19 protein-coding genes and 1 pseudogene are annotated in these 15,151 nt (G+C 34.5%); 5 read left to right on the top strand and 15 right to left on the bottom strand.

The window, feature by feature from the left end:
* Positions 1-273: 273 nt before the first annotated feature.
* The 6 genes from WCV66_RS18220 to WCV66_RS18195 form a co-directional block, all read right to left on the bottom strand.
* Positions 274-417, bottom strand: a complete 144-nt coding sequence (locus tag WCV66_RS18220) for a hypothetical protein (protein WP_338786412.1) — start codon at positions 415-417, stop codon at positions 274-276.
* Positions 418-552: 135 nt separating this feature from the next.
* Positions 553-762 carry an IDEAL domain-containing protein gene (locus WCV66_RS18215; RefSeq protein ID WP_338786411.1) on the bottom strand — a complete coding sequence of 70 codons (210 nt, stop codon included), beginning with the start codon at positions 760-762 and terminating at the stop codon, positions 553-555.
* 366 nt (positions 763-1,128) lie between these two features.
* Complete coding sequence (locus WCV66_RS26885; RefSeq protein WP_413789595.1) at positions 1,129-1,311, bottom strand: hypothetical protein; 183 nt, start codon at positions 1,309-1,311, stop codon at positions 1,129-1,131.
* Between the two features lie 248 nt (positions 1,312-1,559).
* A complete protein-coding gene (locus WCV66_RS18205; RefSeq protein ID WP_185653217.1) occupies positions 1,560-2,291 on the bottom strand; it encodes a class I SAM-dependent methyltransferase in 732 nt (243 codons plus the stop codon).
* A gap of 292 nt (positions 2,292-2,583) precedes the next feature.
* On the bottom strand, positions 2,584-4,188 hold the full coding sequence (locus WCV66_RS18200; RefSeq protein ID WP_338786410.1) for an ABC transporter permease: 1,605 nt from the start codon (positions 4,186-4,188) through the stop codon (positions 2,584-2,586).
* Complete coding sequence (locus WCV66_RS18195) at positions 4,188-5,102, bottom strand: ABC transporter ATP-binding protein (protein WP_338786409.1); 915 nt, start codon at positions 5,100-5,102, stop codon at positions 4,188-4,190. The genes WCV66_RS18200 and WCV66_RS18195 overlap by 1 nt, the downstream gene beginning before the upstream one ends.
* 188 nt (positions 5,103-5,290) lie before the next feature.
* Between WCV66_RS18195 and WCV66_RS18190 the strand changes: the two genes are divergently transcribed.
* Entirely contained in the window at positions 5,291-5,875 is a 585-nt protein-coding gene (locus WCV66_RS18190) for a TetR/AcrR family transcriptional regulator (RefSeq protein WP_338786408.1), read from the top strand.
* A 100-nt stretch (positions 5,876-5,975) separates the two neighbouring features.
* Here WCV66_RS18190 and WCV66_RS18185 read toward each other — a convergent pair whose 3' ends face one another.
* The gene (locus WCV66_RS18185; RefSeq protein WP_338786407.1) at positions 5,976-6,725 is read right to left on the bottom strand and encodes a TerC family protein; all 750 of its coding nucleotides are present in this window, start codon (positions 6,723-6,725) and stop codon (positions 5,976-5,978) included.
* 488 nt (positions 6,726-7,213) lie between these two features.
* On the opposite strand from WCV66_RS18185, the gene WCV66_RS18180 reads away from it, so the two are divergent.
* Positions 7,214-7,378: a hypothetical protein gene (locus tag WCV66_RS18180; protein WP_157094542.1), complete on the top strand. Its 165-nt coding sequence runs from the start codon at positions 7,214-7,216 to the stop codon at positions 7,376-7,378.
* Positions 7,379-7,822: 444 nt separating this feature from the next.
* The gene (locus WCV66_RS18175; RefSeq protein WP_338786406.1) at positions 7,823-8,008 is read left to right on the top strand and encodes a hypothetical protein; all 186 of its coding nucleotides are present in this window, start codon (positions 7,823-7,825) and stop codon (positions 8,006-8,008) included.
* A gap of 42 nt (positions 8,009-8,050) precedes the next feature.
* Here the strand turns inward: WCV66_RS18175 and WCV66_RS18170 are convergent, their stop codons facing one another.
* From WCV66_RS18170 to WCV66_RS18160, 3 genes are all read right to left on the bottom strand, one after another.
* Entirely contained in the window at positions 8,051-8,482 is a 432-nt protein-coding gene (locus tag WCV66_RS18170; protein WP_338786405.1) for an SRPBCC family protein, read from the bottom strand.
* A 90-nt stretch (positions 8,483-8,572) separates the two neighbouring features.
* On the bottom strand, positions 8,573-9,025 hold the full coding sequence (locus WCV66_RS18165) for an SRPBCC family protein (RefSeq protein ID WP_338786404.1): 453 nt from the start codon (positions 9,023-9,025) through the stop codon (positions 8,573-8,575).
* Positions 9,025-9,366, bottom strand: coding sequence for a MerR family transcriptional regulator (locus WCV66_RS18160; RefSeq protein ID WP_338786403.1), 342 nt, complete (start codon positions 9,364-9,366; stop codon positions 9,025-9,027). The genes WCV66_RS18165 and WCV66_RS18160 overlap by 1 nt, the downstream gene beginning before the upstream one ends.
* Before the next feature lie 330 nt (positions 9,367-9,696).
* On the opposite strand from WCV66_RS18160, the gene WCV66_RS18155 reads away from it, so the two are divergent.
* Positions 9,697-9,987, top strand: coding sequence for a hypothetical protein (locus WCV66_RS18155; RefSeq protein WP_185653224.1), 291 nt, complete (start codon positions 9,697-9,699; stop codon positions 9,985-9,987).
* Between the two features lie 133 nt (positions 9,988-10,120).
* Here the strand turns inward: WCV66_RS18155 and WCV66_RS18150 are convergent, their stop codons facing one another.
* Entirely contained in the window at positions 10,121-10,261 is a 141-nt protein-coding gene (locus WCV66_RS18150; RefSeq protein ID WP_157094545.1) for a hypothetical protein, read from the bottom strand.
* A gap of 132 nt (positions 10,262-10,393) precedes the next feature.
* Positions 10,394-11,223: pseudogene (locus tag WCV66_RS18145) on the bottom strand (aldo/keto reductase).
* 197 nt (positions 11,224-11,420) lie between these two features.
* Between WCV66_RS18145 and WCV66_RS18140 the strand changes: the two are divergent.
* Positions 11,421-12,323, top strand: coding sequence for a phosphotransferase family protein (locus tag WCV66_RS18140; protein ID WP_338786402.1), 903 nt, complete (start codon positions 11,421-11,423; stop codon positions 12,321-12,323).
* Positions 12,324-12,428: 105 nt separating this feature from the next.
* Here the strand turns inward: WCV66_RS18140 and WCV66_RS18135 are convergent, their stop codons facing one another.
* The 3 genes from WCV66_RS18135 to WCV66_RS18125 all read right to left on the bottom strand — a co-directional run bounded on the left by WCV66_RS18135 (position 12,429) and on the right by WCV66_RS18125 (position 14,925).
* Positions 12,429-13,613, bottom strand: coding sequence for an ATP-binding cassette domain-containing protein (locus tag WCV66_RS18135; RefSeq protein WP_338786401.1), 1,185 nt, complete (start codon positions 13,611-13,613; stop codon positions 12,429-12,431).
* A 9-nt stretch (positions 13,614-13,622) separates the two neighbouring features.
* The gene (locus WCV66_RS18130; RefSeq protein ID WP_338786400.1) at positions 13,623-14,147 is read right to left on the bottom strand and encodes an ATP-binding cassette domain-containing protein; all 525 of its coding nucleotides are present in this window, start codon (positions 14,145-14,147) and stop codon (positions 13,623-13,625) included.
* 385 nt (positions 14,148-14,532) lie between these two features.
* Positions 14,533-14,925 carry a hypothetical protein gene (locus WCV66_RS18125; protein ID WP_338786399.1) on the bottom strand — a complete coding sequence of 131 codons (393 nt, stop codon included), beginning with the start codon at positions 14,923-14,925 and terminating at the stop codon, positions 14,533-14,535.
* Between the last annotated feature and the right edge of the window lie 226 nt (positions 14,926-15,151).

Genomic DNA, 15,151 nt, shown 5'->3' with positions numbered 1-15,151 from the left:
AAGGCGCGACCTAGTCACATACCTTTTCTGTCTCAAATTAAGACCATATTTTGTGTATAACAATTGTTTATAGATTATATAACTTCTATTATATGATAATTTTAAATTATTTAAAAGCTTGTAAAACGAGAGACGTCCTTCCACAATGCCTAGGAACACGCAAAAACCTAAGGCATAACCTAGCTAAACAACAATAAGCGACCTTAGTATTCTAATTAGAATAACAAGGTCGCTTATAATATTTCTTTACTCATTAAATTTTTCTCCTTCAGTTCAGTTCATACATTGTTTTCTTGGCTTATCTTCCGAATGATCCTTTAGATCAGCATTACATTTATCAAATAAATAAGTTAAGTAAGAATTTAATTCAAATCGATCTCCATTAACAAAATCGGATATAATAAGTTTTTTCTCCATCAATACTTATCTCCCTTCTGTATTCTTCTCTACATGATTTCAAACTATTAAACTCTTATACAAATAAAAATTTTTTGTGAATTTTTTCTACGGAAAACAATCCTAATCGATTTCTTGAGTAATACATACTATCTTTTAATTACTAAAACTTTGGTTGCGTATAATCTTTAACTCATTAGTTAACCGAAGGAATTCATCTTTATTTCTATTCTCCAATGACTGATCGATACCCTTAAGAATTCGATCTATCTGAAAATTATGAAGTGCTTTATCTAACACCATTTGAGCATAATCAGAATTATCTTTTACAAGTTGTTGAGATGTATCAATTGAAGACTCTTTCATCAAAAATCAACTCCTCGGTATTTTCTATCTCACTAATGTTGGATCTCAAGGCTTTAAGAAAAAATAAAACTTAGAAATCAAAAACCCTCCCATATTAAAGCAATATATATCGGCCCCACCTTCGCCATATACATTGATGACCACTCGTGCCACCCTTCCTATTTTTATTATAACTGAAAACGCTTACACAAGTAAAGGGTATTAAAAACTAAGTTTAAAATTGTACAGGAGTTAGGAATAACTGTGATTTATTTTAATCAAATAAAAAACAAATTCCTTTCATTAGTGGATAGTAAATAAAGTGTAATATATCATTCATTTTGATTCAATAATTATAGGAGATAATATTACAGCCTTTTTTGAATTTCAAATCGGTTTCATTACGTGGCAATAAAGTATCTCGACATTTGTTTGAGTTGGTTCCAATTCTAAGACCAAACCAGGCACCGAAATGACGACACAACGATTAGCAAGATGATTGTTGTAAGCTGTCTGTTTCTCGACGATGTACAAACCTGCCCCTTTAACGGAATATTGCATTGTTGCCAATTTGAAAAATTCTGAAAATTGACTTTGTCATATCTTAATTTTAAAAACACCGAATTTTTTAGAGACTACAGAAAGTAAGCCTTCTAAAATTAATATCGAATTTCTTATAATCACAAAAATACAAAAGAATCTAACAACATATATGCAGTAGTTTGTTAGATTCTTTTTCTCTTTAAATTCCTTGCATAATTTTATACAACAAAAAAACTTCACCATTTTTGCAGGGACGTATAAATAATAATGAATGTTTACTTTACTGCTGAGATAATTAAAAACATAGGTCTTCGGAGTTCGTCTTTCATTCCAGGAACACTGTTTACCATCTCTTCTGAAGGAATTGGTTCCTTAACTGCACTGATGCTAAAACCAGCTTCAATTAAGTCATTTATATAAGTTGAGAACGTTCGATGATATTTAATAACGTTCTCAGTTAGGAATGTTGTTTCACGAATTCCTTCTGATTGATAATTATCTACAGCCCAGTGCAGACGGTTCCCTTTGTTATCATAATACCAATCTTGTTCATTTCGTGAAGTGAAAATTGGATGTTCTACTGAAAAAATAAAAGAACCTCCAGGCATTAAACAATCATATACCTTTTGGGAGATTGTTTTAAAAGACTTAATATAGTGAAAAGCCAATGAACTGATAACTACATCAAATTGAGAATCAGAAAAATTAATATCCTCAATTGGCATTTTAATATAAGAAATTAAAGGGTCATCAGTTTTTTCGCGTGCCTTTTGAAGCATTTTTTCAGAGATATCTATCCCAATTACAGATCTTGCATGTTGCTCACGTGCATATCGGCAGTGCCAACCGAAGCCACATCCCAAATCAAGTACACTTTTATTTCGCAGTTCAGGAATAAGTGCTTTTAATATGTGCCATTCTCCTGCACCTTCAAGTCCGTTAACTGAACGTGGCATTTTTTCATACTCTGAAAAGAAATTCAAATCATCATATTTATTTTGTTTCATAATATATCCATCTCCTATAAATTAAGATAGCCTCCTAAAATCTTCCCACCCTCATTGAGTATGCTTTTGACATTATGAAGTTAAATTGTTACATATAAACTTAACCACTTTAATATGTATCTCTTTACTATTCAAACAAGAGACAATCGTTTCCTGCTTGAAAAATTATCAATTTCTGAACCCAATTTGATTTTTTTCGACTCATTTCCCACCCTGCTTCTTTCCGATTAAAGAGAAATAGCCCCTCATTCAAAGAAATTATTTGAAACGAAAGGCTTTTACCATTAAGCATTTACCCAGTAATATCACGTTTTCTATATCCAATAAACCCAATAATCATTAAGACGATGGCAATACAGGTTAATATGGTCACCTTTAATACGTTCATCTCTTCTACTGGAAGTTGAGGGATTTGGCCAAATGGTGATAGATTTCCCATCCAGTCAGGAAATTGTAGCAATCTGCCTAAGTAAACCACAAGGAATGAATATCCTAAATACAGCCAGATAAACCCTGTGAATTGTGGGAATAATCCAATAAGCAGAACGGCCAAACCAATCATGAACCACATAGCTGGTAAATAAATCATTGCTGCTTCAAACATGATATTAAAGGAAATCGGTTCTTCCATCACAGAGGCTGCAGCTGACCACAAGCCAACTAACGCAAGAAATAACATGACTAACCCAAAGACCATCGAAAGGAAAAGATAGCTCCCAATTACTTTTGAACGTGATACCGCACGAGAAAGTAAATGTTCGGTCCGGCTCTTTTTCTCCTCCGCTTTTAGCTTTAATATAAACATTAACGCAGGTATCGTACAGATCATCGAAATGACGGACATTAGCATCGATAAAAATTGTTCAGTTAAAGTTAACCCATTTTCAGGTGTTAATAAATTCGTCAGCATTTCATTATTAGAAAAAAATGATTCTAAATCACCAAAAACTGATCCATAGGATGCTCCTAATACATACATCCCGATGGCCCAAGAAATGATCCCAGTTCTTTGAAGTCTAAAAGCAAGACCAAACGGACTTTGCAAAAAACGTGATGCATGTTTTCGGCCTGGCTTTGCTGGCAAAAAGCCTGAATCTAAATCTCGGATCGTATTTAAATAGAGGGCAACACATACTAGAACAAACGAAGCTCCAACTGTTAAAATAATTGGCCACCACTGGTTATTCACATATACTTCGGTCCCTAAAATCCACCCAAGTGGCGAAAACCAAGACAGGATTTCGTTACTTACATCCCCTATTGCTCTTAGGAGATAAGCCGCCATTAGTACAGTAAATGACAGGCCTATTGTACCACGAGCATTTTCTGATAGTTGGGCAAACAAAAGAGTGACGGCAGTGAAGAAAATCCCTGTTGCTCCTAAAGCGGACCCATAAAGCAGTGAGCCTTCTAAATCCATGCTTTCAATTTGCAGGCTATATAAGCCAAAACCAATGAATAAAGCTAAAAGAACATTTATGCAAAACAAAACAAGTACTGTAGCACTTGCATTAGATAGTTTTCCGACTGGAAGTGATCGAATTAGTTCAATTCTCCCCTCCTCTTCATCTGCCCTTGTGTGACGAGCAACAAGCAGAATGCTCATAATCGCTACAACTATTGCTGTAAAAAGCAGCATTTGATGGGCCATCATTGGTCCAGCCGTATAGTCATCAAGGCCATAACCTGGCCCAAGCATTGCTGTCATCGCAGGATTTCTCATCGTCTCAGCAATCGCCTGTCTTTCTTGTGCAGATTTATATAAATCTGTAAATGCTGAGGCAGTAATGATCGTAAGGAATGATAAAGCAAGCAACCAAATCGGGATCCGTAATCGATCGCGTCGAAGAATGAACCAGACCATTCTTCCGGTTTGACTGTATAGTTGTTTCCACATTAAGATGCACCTCCACCTATATTGGAAATTGAACCTGTACCTTGGTAATGGCGCATAAATAAATCTTCCAAAGTAGGTGGTGAGCTCTCAAGTTTTACTAAGCCAAACTGACTAATATACTGAATAACCGCGTCAAGCTCATTTGAATCTACTTGAAAGGAAAGTCCGTGATCGACTTTTTCAATATCGTGAACCCCTTTTAGATCACCTAAAGAGGTAATCGGTCGCTTCGTATCAACAAGTAGATTTGTTCTTGTTAAGTGACGAAGCTCCTGTAATGTACCTGTTTCAATGATTTTCCCCTGGCGAATGATTCCAACCGTATCACATAATCTCTCAACCTCTGATAAAATATGGCTGGAAAGCAGTACACTTTTCCCGGCTGATTTTGCATCCATGACACAATCTTGAAATACTTTTTCCATTAAGGGATCTAGACCTGATGTTGGCTCATCTAAAATATACAGGTCGGCATCAGAAGAAAAGGCAGCAATCAAGGCAACCTTTTGACGATTACCCTTCGAATAGGTTCGACACTTTTTGGAGGGATCTAGATTGAATTTTTCAATCAATTCCTCGCGGCGGCTTTTGTTCGTCGTCCCACGCAATGTCATAAATAGGTCAATCACTTCCCCACCCGTTAAGTTCGGCCATAGATTCACATCTCCAGGTACATAAGCAATCCGCTTATGTATGTCAACCGCATCCTTCCAAGCGTCCTTGCCAAAAATCGTTGCTTCTCCTTCTGATGCTTGCAAAATTCCTAATAAAATTCGAATCGTTGTTGACTTTCCCGCCCCATTCGGACCAATAAAACCATAGACTTCCCCACGATTCACTTCCATATTTACTCCGTTTAATGCAGTGAACTTTCCAAATTTTTTCGTCACATTCGTTGTTTTCAGTATCGACATGTCAGATCCTCCCCAAAGTATCCTCATTGCTATTCCGTTACCATTTCATTTACAATTCAATAAGTTATGAAATATTTAAACTTATATAGTTCATAATATATAAAAAATATCTTGTTGACAATATTTTATGAACTATTTCATTTGTTTTATTACATAAATTTCATTAAACTAAAAATGAGGTGAACGAAATGGACGGCTTCCAAAGGCGTAGAGAACAAAAGAAACGGAATATCCTAGAGGCGGCATTAACGTTATTTATGGAGTATGGAATTCAAAAGGTTTCGATTTCAGAAATAGCGAAAAAAGCAAATGTCTCGCAAGTAACAATCTATAATTATTTTGAAAGTAAGCATCAGTTAATTCATGATGTGTTCATTTATTATATTGAAAAATCATACACTCATTTTGAAAAAATTGTTATTGCTGACATACCTTTTCCAGAAAAGATAAAACAGTTTATTTTTTCGAAAAAAGAAACAGCCAAACAAATTCATGAAGAGCTTTATCAGCATTTGATGAAGGAATATGCACAGGAAGGTAATTATATCGAAAGTTTATATGCCCAAAAGGTCATACCTCTCTTTACTCACCTATTAAATGAAGGAAAGGAACAGGGGTTTGTTGATCCAAATTTATCAAATGAAGCAATATTATTTTATGTAAAGATGATGAGTGATTATATCCAAAGAGAAGAGGTCTATCAGAGCATATTACCGATGACGGAGGATATTACGAATATTTTCTTTTATGGGATTGTTGGTAAAAAGGACTAATTAGATTGCCGAAAATACATTTCCTCAACGCTTGCTTTCGTTGAGGAAACCTTTTCAGCAATCCTTTGAATACTGCCCAATTTAAAAAAGGTTTTTAAATTTATTTTCCTTCCATCGTTTCTTCTGTTTTCTCCTTAGATAAAAACCAACCACCTATAGCGATCAGAAGCATAACCGACCAAAAGATTGACTTCCATATAACTCCTTCAACAAAATCATGTGAAACAATGTGCACTGAAGGGTGTGCTAGAGTATGCATTAATAACTTAACCCCAACCCAACCTACTAATAGCATTGCCGCTTTTTCGAGACTAGGACGCTTAGTTAATAACTTAACAAAGACTCCTGCTGCAAAGCGAATAACAATTAAACCTGCAATTGCACCTATAATAATAACAATAAACTTAGCACCATCCATACCACCAATATCACCCATAGGCGTATTAGGTAAATCAACAACTAGAGCTACTGCTGCTAAAATAGAGTCAACAGCAAATGCGATATCTGCTAAAGCAATTTGCGCCACAGTCATACCATAGCTTTTGCCTTTTTTCTCTTTTTCATCGTTATGCTTCTTGAGTAAATGTCTTAAAGAGATGAAAATTAAATAAGCTGCCCCAATTGCTTGAACTTGCCAAACGTGGAAAAGGTACGAAATGATAAAAATAGCACCAATTCTAAAGATAAAGGCTAATAACAAACCTATATTAATTGCTTTTTTCTGCTGTTCTTCAGGTAAATGCTTTGCCATTATAGCTAAAACTAAAGCATTATCAGCAGATAATAAGCCTTCTAAAAGAATCAGGATAATTAAAACCCAGCCATACTCTAATAATAAAGTTAGTTCCATGATACCCTCCTAAAAATATTGAAAAACACTTACCTTTAAAGATAAAAGTAAATCATTTGTTGTACTTTAAGTGGAATTTCTTTCTCCGATATTGTCCCATTATAGTCAATTCATTATTCAATCCAAGCACCGTATGGTTAGTTAGTCTGCATTGTTGTCTATTACGAATTGATTCTTTAATAATATGTACAGTAATGATAAATACTACTTTATATAAGTTTAACAGCGAGCTATAATTGGTAAGTTTTATATACTCCTCCTTTTCTAACTAGTAATAAAACGAAAGGCTCAACATTACAACCAACTTCTTTAGTATGTAATAATGATTTTATCCATTTACTTACTTTTGTCGATCAGGGTTACGATGCTCTATTTAAAGAATCTCACACGATTTCCAATTGCACAATTATTATTTTCCATCTTTTTATATCAATTGAATAATTTTACAAAAACAAAGCATTCTAATATGTGTTTAGGAGGTGAAATAATTGTCAAATCAAACCAATGATAATAAGCAGAGTAAAAGTAAGGCACAAAGTAATAATCAAGGGTCTGAATATCACAGAGAGCATGCTGGTAAAGTTGAGGGGTATGGAGAACCGTATCCTGATGCTAACAGTTTAAATAATATGACTGATACAAAAGATCAATAAATAGTAAATAACCCTTCCCCTCTTTATCAAGCTTGCTGTTTGATTGAAGAAGGGGTTTCTTCTTATTACCCCAATTTGAATTTTTAATAACATTCCTCAAGTATTCAAATCCTTTTGCACAATCGGTTTCTTTTGATTTCGAATGATATATTCACCCTAAACTCTAGTAAATAAAATAATAAGTTATAAAAATTTGTACAAAAAACTCAATCACTTAGCAAATCTATGAATATATTACTAGTTTAAAAGAAATTATCGTTGAAGAAGCATTTCAGTATGATGAAAATATTTCAGTTCATTATGTCGTTAACAAGCAGGGAGAAGTCAATTTTCTAAGTAAATCAGCAGCACAAATTGTTTATAATGATTGCTGCTTCCGAGGTAGCTGGATCACCGTTGATATAGATGACAAGATCGCTGAGATTGTGGAAACTGAATGAGGTAATGAAGAAAGTTGCGAAAAAAGGATACGTTGGAGTTGTTGGGTTTGATGTACTTATTCGCGGTGAAGACTATAAAATACCAGTCTCGATCCTTTTATATTTACCGAGACTGGTCCAAAATAAAGCTAATGAGGATAAAATGAATCCTATTATTCAATTTAAATTTATAAGGTGTCACGAAGGTTAAAATACGAGATAAAGATGAATAGGACTCTTCTAGAAATAATCGTTATTTAGCTAATCCTGCTCTCAAATTATTAACACCAAATTCTAGATATGCCTTTAAACAAGTCAGCATAAACACCCAACCTTCTTTATTGTCTATCATTTTATTGATTAATTCAGGGTCATTTTCTTGAAAGCCTTCTTCGATAATTTCAATAATTGTACCTGAATTCGTCTCTTTTAGCGAAATTGTAACAACGTGCTCTTCCTCTGCTTCGCCCCACTTGAATACGATTTTTTTATTTTGCTCAACTTCCATCACATTAATTTGCGCTACTGCTTGATAAATATCATATTTCAATATAATCGTCTTGCCTGATTCCCATCTTTCTGAACTTGATGAGAACCAAAAATTCCCGATTTTAGTAGGGTCTACAAAGGCTTCAAATACTACATTAGCTGGCTTAAGGATATTAAATTTCGTAAGGTTGTTCATAACATTAGATCCACTCTCTTTCTAGTAGTTAATAGATGATTGATTGTCCTCACTAGTTTAATCATAAGTAATTATGCGACGCACATGACTTTACACCAGATGTGCTTCCTGATCAACCTTTTGCAAAAACTCTTTCACTACAATATTATTGCTTTTCTCACTGCCCAGCTTTAACATAGCTCTTCCTACAAAGTTGACCCCTTTGTTTTGCCCCTCATAAATAAGTTTTGTGTGAGTCTCATCAATTTTAAGTAGTGTAAAGCTTAATGTAATCTCGAAGGCCTTTCCTAAAATAAAGCTAATTTTCTTCAGCTTTTTATCTTCAAGATCCTCGTACGCTAAGGTATCCACAATGTAAGTCTCTACCCTTTTTCCTTCACGGTATTTCTGCTGATGCTTTGCCCCTACTTCGTTTTCCCTTTTTTCAATTAATATGTGCTCCTCCACTTTAGGCATGATTTTCTTGATGTTTTTATCAAGAAATAAACTCCACACCTTTTCAATATTTTTTTCTATCACGATTTCTTCTTTCCAATGAATCACTAGTCTTCCTCCATCCCAGATGCAAGAAAATCATCAATCTCTTCAACTTTAAGAGTAAGGTCTTCAATTTGCATCTTTATTTTCTTTCTCTTTTGTAGCAACAAAGCCTCTAAATTTGCAAATGACTCATCATTCATGACAGAAATCATTTCCTGTATCGTAAAGCCAAACCTTCTCAGCTTTACTAAAAGAATCGCCAAAAAATAGCTTCCATCATCGTAATATCGATAGTTATTATCTGGATCTATGTAAGCAGGTTCGAGCAATTTCACCTCAGCATAATAACGCAATGTTTCTTTACTTAATCCAGTCATCTCAGCAAATTCACTAATCTTGTACATCCTTTCCCTCCCACCTATATGATAAACTGTGGGGTGCACTACAGGGTCAACTTTTTTCTGGCTATTAAAAAGCTCACTTTTAATAAGGAATATCAATCTACATTCGTCTTATGTATTGGGGACATAGATTAAAAAGACACCAACAATAACATCCAAATCTTTAAAAGAAATCTGCTTTTTTAGTTAACATTCTCTTCATAGCAGTATTTATGATGTTTATACTTTATTTGTATTTTGAAAAGGTTAGTTTAGAGCTAATTATAAGATGTATAATAACGTAAGCCCTATTTCAAAATAAAGTATAGTCTTTATTTAAGGATTGATAATAAAATGATAAGTAAAAAACCAATGATGTCAATCATCGCAATAGTTTTATCACCATTTTCTATGTTGATTTTAGGATTAATTATTCCATGGGAGCCTTTAATGGATATTCATACTTACTTTGGTGATATTTCAATGTTTTCTGCCTTATTTGGTACTATATTAGGGATACTAGCACTGATTAAAAAGGAACGGAAAGGTTTTGCTCTGTTGGGATTAATTTTGAATGGTTTTCCCTTAGTGCTTTTTATTCTACTAATGATAATGATGTTTCTTTCATTTGTTGTTGGAATATAAAAAAATTGAAATTTAATATCTTGACTAAGGTCTGCATTAAAGGAAAATGGCTCATTCTATACAAAAAATTCCTCCTTGATTCAGGAGGATAAATTCTTAAAGTACTGTTGCGCGGACACCTATGGTCACCTAACTATACATCTTTTTGATTGCTTTGCTTTTGAACTGCTCCTTTATTTGAAGCATTCTGTTTCGTTTTAGATGTTTCATCAAGAGCTTGACTTACTTTACCAGTAAAATTCATTTTATGATCTGGAATACCTTGGTTCTTCATTCATAAATCCCTCCCTTACTCCAGTTATTATCCTCGTCCTTTTTATGATACATACATTATTTGAGATAAAATTGGAGTAGGGTTGGTGTGTTGTTTACTGGTCATGATTAGAATTACATGTCGCGCAAATCATTAAAAATTAAAGTTATCAGGGTCTGGTCCAATGCGTCGATCTTGATTTAGCGATTTGATTTTCTCTAAATCGTCTTGAGATAATTCAAAATCAAATATGTTTGCGTTTTCAATTATCCGGTGTTCTTTCACTGATTTCGGGATGGTCACAACTTCATTTTGTAAATCCCACCGTAAAATGACTTGGGCAGTAGTTTTGTTGTACTTATTACCAATTTCTTCAAGAATTGGATGTTGTAATAGTTCACCCTGCATAAGAGGTGACCATGCTTCTAATTGGATATCATTTTTTCTACAAAATTCACGAAGCTCAAGCTGTGATAAACGTGGATGGTATTCAACTTGATTCACCATTGGCTTGATTTCTGCCTCTGCCATTAGATTCTCTAAATGATGAATTTGAAAGTTACTGACTCCAATCGCACGAATTCGTCCATCATGATATAATTTTTCAATGGCTTTCCACGTTTCTTTATATTTCCCTTTTACTGGCCAATGAACCAAATATAAATCCAAATACTCTAAATCTAGTTTTTTCATACTAGTTTCAAAGGCTTCTAGTGTTGTTTCATATCCTTGATCGCCATTCTTTACTTTTGTCGTAATAAAAAGCTCTTCACGTGGAATACCTGATTCCTTTATGGCTTTACCTACCCCTTCTTCATTCCCGTAGCCAGCTGCAGTATCAATACTTCTATAACCAGCTTTAATCGCTGCTTTAACAGCCTCTTTCACTTCATGTCCTTCTTCTACTTTCCAACACCTAATCCGAACCAAGGCATTTTTACCCCATTATGTAAGATCGTACTATCTTTTAAGCTTTTGATCATTTCTCTTCAATCCTCCTTTGGTTTTTACTTATTCATTTTCTCATGTTATTTGTAAAAATCAAATAATTAAGACTAGTTTGAAAAACGTATAATATCGTTAATTGAGTAGAAAGAAAAAGGATTTAGCTTGTTTTAAATAGAAAATAAGATATTGACGAATAAATATGTAACTACAGCTAACCGTTTTGGAGGAGCTCATGAACAGTTTATTAGAAAAATCACTTCAGCTATTAAAGCTAAATAAAAAGGATGTACAATTCATTGGGGATGGATTTGGGAGCCTGGTCTTAGAAGATCAGAATGGTATGATTATTAGAATCGCTAAGAATTTAGATACTGCAAAACAATACAAAAAAGAATACAAGATACTCCCTCAAATCCAAGCAACACTTTCTCCTATAAAAATACCTAAACCTACGTGGTGTCATTTTGATCAAAAAAATGTTCCATTTGGCATAATTATGTATGAAAAGTTGGCTGGACTGACACTTAATCCAAAGTTACTTTTGGCCGAAAATAAAATAACGATTGCCAAACAACTTGGCGCATTTATAGCACTTATCCATCAGATTCCTGTGAATCATTTTAAGGAGTCTTGTCCTCAAGAGATAAACAATCGAAATCATATTGCTAAGTTGCGTTCATACACAAATGAAGCACTAAAAAATCATTTAACTACAAAGGAAATGTCATTAATGGATGTTTGGTGGGAGGAAACATTGAAGGACAAAGCTTTTTATTCCTACAAACCAGTGCTTTGTCATGGAGATTTATGGTATGAAAATATCCTTATGAATAAAAAGCAAACGTCGATTACTGGTATTATCGACTTTAGCGACATGAAAATTGGTGATCCTGCAATTGACTTAGTTCCACACCACTATTTAGGGGAGGATTTTTATTCTCTTGTCTTAAGTGAATACTCGAGCGCATTTCCTGAGGATCATACAATAGATGATCGAGTAAAAAGACATCGGGGTCTGCGGGAGCTGACTGGACTAGAATATGCGATCAAACATAAAGATGATATTGAGTTAAAGGATTCTATTGCTAAAATTGGTGATGTTATTTTAGGAACAAGAAAAATGGATTTTAGTTAAGGAAGCAATCATTGTAAAAAGGGAATATGTTTAGAATAGTATGTGAGTGAAACATATTCCCTTTTACTAATTGATGGTAGTAAGCATCGAATACGTCCCTTAGCTTTACAACTTTCGCTTTTTCTCCATATAAATCAACAGTTCTTTGTCAATTTGGTCATATTCCACTGTTCCCGCGGTCAAATAACTGATCTTTCCTAGGAGCTCTGTGATTTTCGTTTCTATAATTGCGATTTCTTCCAGTACATTTTGATCCTCTTGTTTTTCCTTATTCATTCTTCTTTCCTCGTATTCCTTCAAACCCATCTCAATCTGCTGAATTTTGCTTTTTTCAATTATGAGTAATTTGGTACACAGCTTTTCAATCAAGTATCTGTCATGTGAGACGATTATAAGTGTGCCAGTATAGCTGCTGAGTGTTCTTTCTAGCTCTTCTCTACTTGGCAAATCCAAATGGTTAGTAGGCTCATCTAAAATTAACACGTCATATTCTTTAAGAATCATATGGATCAGCTTGATTCGTGTCCGTTCACCAAGACTTAATTGAGAGATTGGTTTTTGAAGGATTTCATTTTGAATACCCATATTGGCAAAAATGGTCCTGGCATTCGTTTCTTGCTGACGATCCTCTAGATCAAGGTATTCTAATGGTGTTTTTTCTCCAGGAAGGTCACTTACATCCTGTGATAGATAGGCAATTTTTGTTGACTCACTAATCCAAAGCGAACCTTTCGTAAGTGTTTCTTCATTAAGCAGCATTTTGATAAACGTCGTTTTGCCTGCTCCATTTGATCCAAGCAATCCAATCCTTTCTCCATGCTTTACATAAAAGTGGCTTTTTTCAAAAAGCACGCGATCACCAAATTGTTTCATGATTCCTTTTGCGTCAAGAATTCTATTTCCCCGTTTATGAATAGATTCAAAGTGAAAGGAAACAGATTTCTCTTTCTTTGGCTTTGTCACTTCATGTTTTGATAATTCAAGATTTAAGCGTTTAAGCTTGGATTTTATCTGATTATCCTTTTTCTTTGCCTTCGCTCGTTCAAATTCTCGTAATCCCATCTGACGATTTTCAGCATTTGAACCGCCCTTTCCTGCTTGACGATGGGCTTTTTCAGACCAGTTTTTAAAGGTGCTGATCTGCTTTTCGATCATTCCAACTTTACGTTGTTGTTTTTCATAGTCACGTTTTTTCTGTTCATACTGACGATGTTTTTCGTCTCGGTAGGCGGTATAATTTCCCTCATAAACCTTTAGCCTGCCTTCTTCAAGTTCAAATACCTTTGTCACCGTTTCGTCTTAAAAATAGCGGTCATGTGAAATGATGATCGAAGCACCTGCATAGTCATTTACTTCTTCAATCAGCCAGTTTACCCCTTGCATATCCAGGTGGTTTGTCGGTTCATCTAAGATTAAGAACTCAGGAGCATTTGCCCATATTTTCGCTAAATATAATTTAAGCCGTTCTCCTCCACTTAAATGGGCTAGGTCTTCTTCGTCCCATCTCTCTATTTGCAAACCAAGCAACTTGCTTGTTTCCATCAGTTTTTCTCCATATTCGCTCAGTTCAAAATCAATCGACAAAGAATAGTCTGTTGATTGAGGCAAATAGCCAAGGCTTAGATCGGGTGGCCACATTGTGACAGAACCTTTATCAGGTTCAATCTTGTTCAAAAGGATCTTAACGAGTGTCGTTTTTCCAGCGCCATTCCAGCCGACGAGGCCGATTTTTTCCCCTTGTCGTATGTCAAAGCTTACATCTTTTAGTATTTCACGTTCACCAAAACTTTTTTGTAGTCCCTTACCTTGTATAACTGTGGTCATGTCGCGCACCTCTTTTTTGTGTATTTTCACAGAGAGGTTTAAAAATAAAAAAACCTCTCCAAAAATCCTGGAGAGGATAGCTTCTAATCCCGCTTTAAATAAAATGCAAACGCTCAACATTTATATGCAAACAGACACAAAAACAGAATTTGTGCTTGCTCATATCGTAAACGGCACTTGATGAAAGCTTATATGGACAGACTAATCCTATTCTCCAGGTTCTCATTTTTAGATTCATATGAGTGTTATCCCTTTTAAATAAGATTAAAGCCACATGTTTATAGTACCGTTCCTTTCCTAGTATTGACTTACATTTTCAGTATATTTTTACTGGGTAGAATTGTCAAAGGTTTTTCATTATATATCGTTTTAATTCCTTCAATGTTTACCTGGTCGGTAAGTATTTTACATAAATGGCTTGCGAAGAATTTACTGTCTTGCAACCTTCAAGATCCTCTTCATGTAGTAATCCTAATTGGATGGCCGATTTTATTTTTCCCTCATCTGGTTTTTTTTGAATAAGTTCGAGCAGATTTAATTCTTCCAATCTTTGTACGGTTTGTTCTTGTTTAAATTTTACTGTATCTCTTATTTGTCTCTGTATTTTGTAATCCCTCAGGACCATTTCACCTTTAGCATTTTTGCCCACCGACATATCAAAATAATTATTAAAAACTTTCTTCAATTCCTCAAGTTCTGTTTCCACTTCTTTTTTCTTATGATTGAGTTCAAGGTAATGAGCAAGCATTTCTCTTGTGATTACAGTTTCATTCGTCACCCTTATCCCCTCATTTCACAGATGATAGTTCATCATATTGTTAGATGAAGTGAGATATTCGTAAAAAGAACAAATGTTCTCGTTACGTTCATTCATAAAAAAGCGCAGTATGAAAAAGACCAATAGAATTGTCAAAAAGTATTAATCGGTTTTAAATAAAATGAACGAACGCAAGTAGTTATTTTGAATATGACATATTTCAGATTCCCTTTTAATACCTTGAATT

Origin of the sequence: Metabacillus rhizosphaerae (assembly GCF_037201795.1) — a bacterium.
Classification (GTDB): domain Bacteria; phylum Bacillota; class Bacilli; order Bacillales; family Bacillaceae; genus Metabacillus; species Metabacillus rhizosphaerae.
The sequence above is the reverse complement of the archived record's forward strand: the minus strand, read 5'-3'. Positions and strand labels throughout refer to the sequence as shown.

Bases quoted from the DNA above. Each gene is read 5' to 3' on its own strand.
- WCV66_RS18170 (WP_338786405.1), bottom strand. From the start codon at position 8,482: ATGAACAACCTTACGAAATTTAATATCCTTAAGCCAGCTAATGTAGTA.
- WCV66_RS18185 (WP_338786407.1), bottom strand. From the start codon at position 6,725: ATGGAACTAACTTTATTATTAGAGTATGGCTGGGTTTTAATTATCCTG.
- WCV66_RS18195 (WP_338786409.1), bottom strand. From the start codon at position 5,102: ATGTCGATACTGAAAACAACGAATGTGACGAAAAAATTTGGAAAGTTC.
- WCV66_RS18200 (WP_338786410.1), bottom strand. From the start codon at position 4,188: ATGTGGAAACAACTATACAGTCAAACCGGAAGAATGGTCTGGTTCATT.
- WCV66_RS18215 (WP_338786411.1), bottom strand. From the start codon at position 762: ATGAAAGAGTCTTCAATTGATACATCTCAACAACTTGTAAAAGATAAT.
- WCV66_RS18140 (WP_338786402.1), top strand. From the start codon at position 11,421: ATGAACAGTTTATTAGAAAAATCACTTCAGCTATTAAAGCTAAATAAA.
- WCV66_RS18220 (WP_338786412.1), bottom strand. From the start codon at position 417: ATGGAGAAAAAACTTATTATATCCGATTTTGTTAATGGAGATCGATTT.
- WCV66_RS18160 (WP_338786403.1), bottom strand. From the start codon at position 9,366: ATGTACAAGATTAGTGAATTTGCTGAGATGACTGGATTAAGTAAAGAA.
- WCV66_RS18175 (WP_338786406.1), top strand. From the start codon at position 7,823: ATGAAGAAAGTTGCGAAAAAAGGATACGTTGGAGTTGTTGGGTTTGAT.
- WCV66_RS18205 (WP_185653217.1), bottom strand. From the start codon at position 2,291: ATGAAACAAAATAAATATGATGATTTGAATTTCTTTTCAGAGTATGAA.
- WCV66_RS18190 (WP_338786408.1), top strand. From the start codon at position 5,291: ATGGACGGCTTCCAAAGGCGTAGAGAACAAAAGAAACGGAATATCCTA.
- WCV66_RS18130 (WP_338786400.1), bottom strand. From the start codon at position 14,147: ATGACCACAGTTATACAAGGTAAGGGACTACAAAAAAGTTTTGGTGAA.
- WCV66_RS18155 (WP_185653224.1), top strand. From the start codon at position 9,697: ATGATAAGTAAAAAACCAATGATGTCAATCATCGCAATAGTTTTATCA.
- WCV66_RS18150 (WP_157094545.1), bottom strand. From the start codon at position 10,261: ATGAAGAACCAAGGTATTCCAGATCATAAAATGAATTTTACTGGTAAA.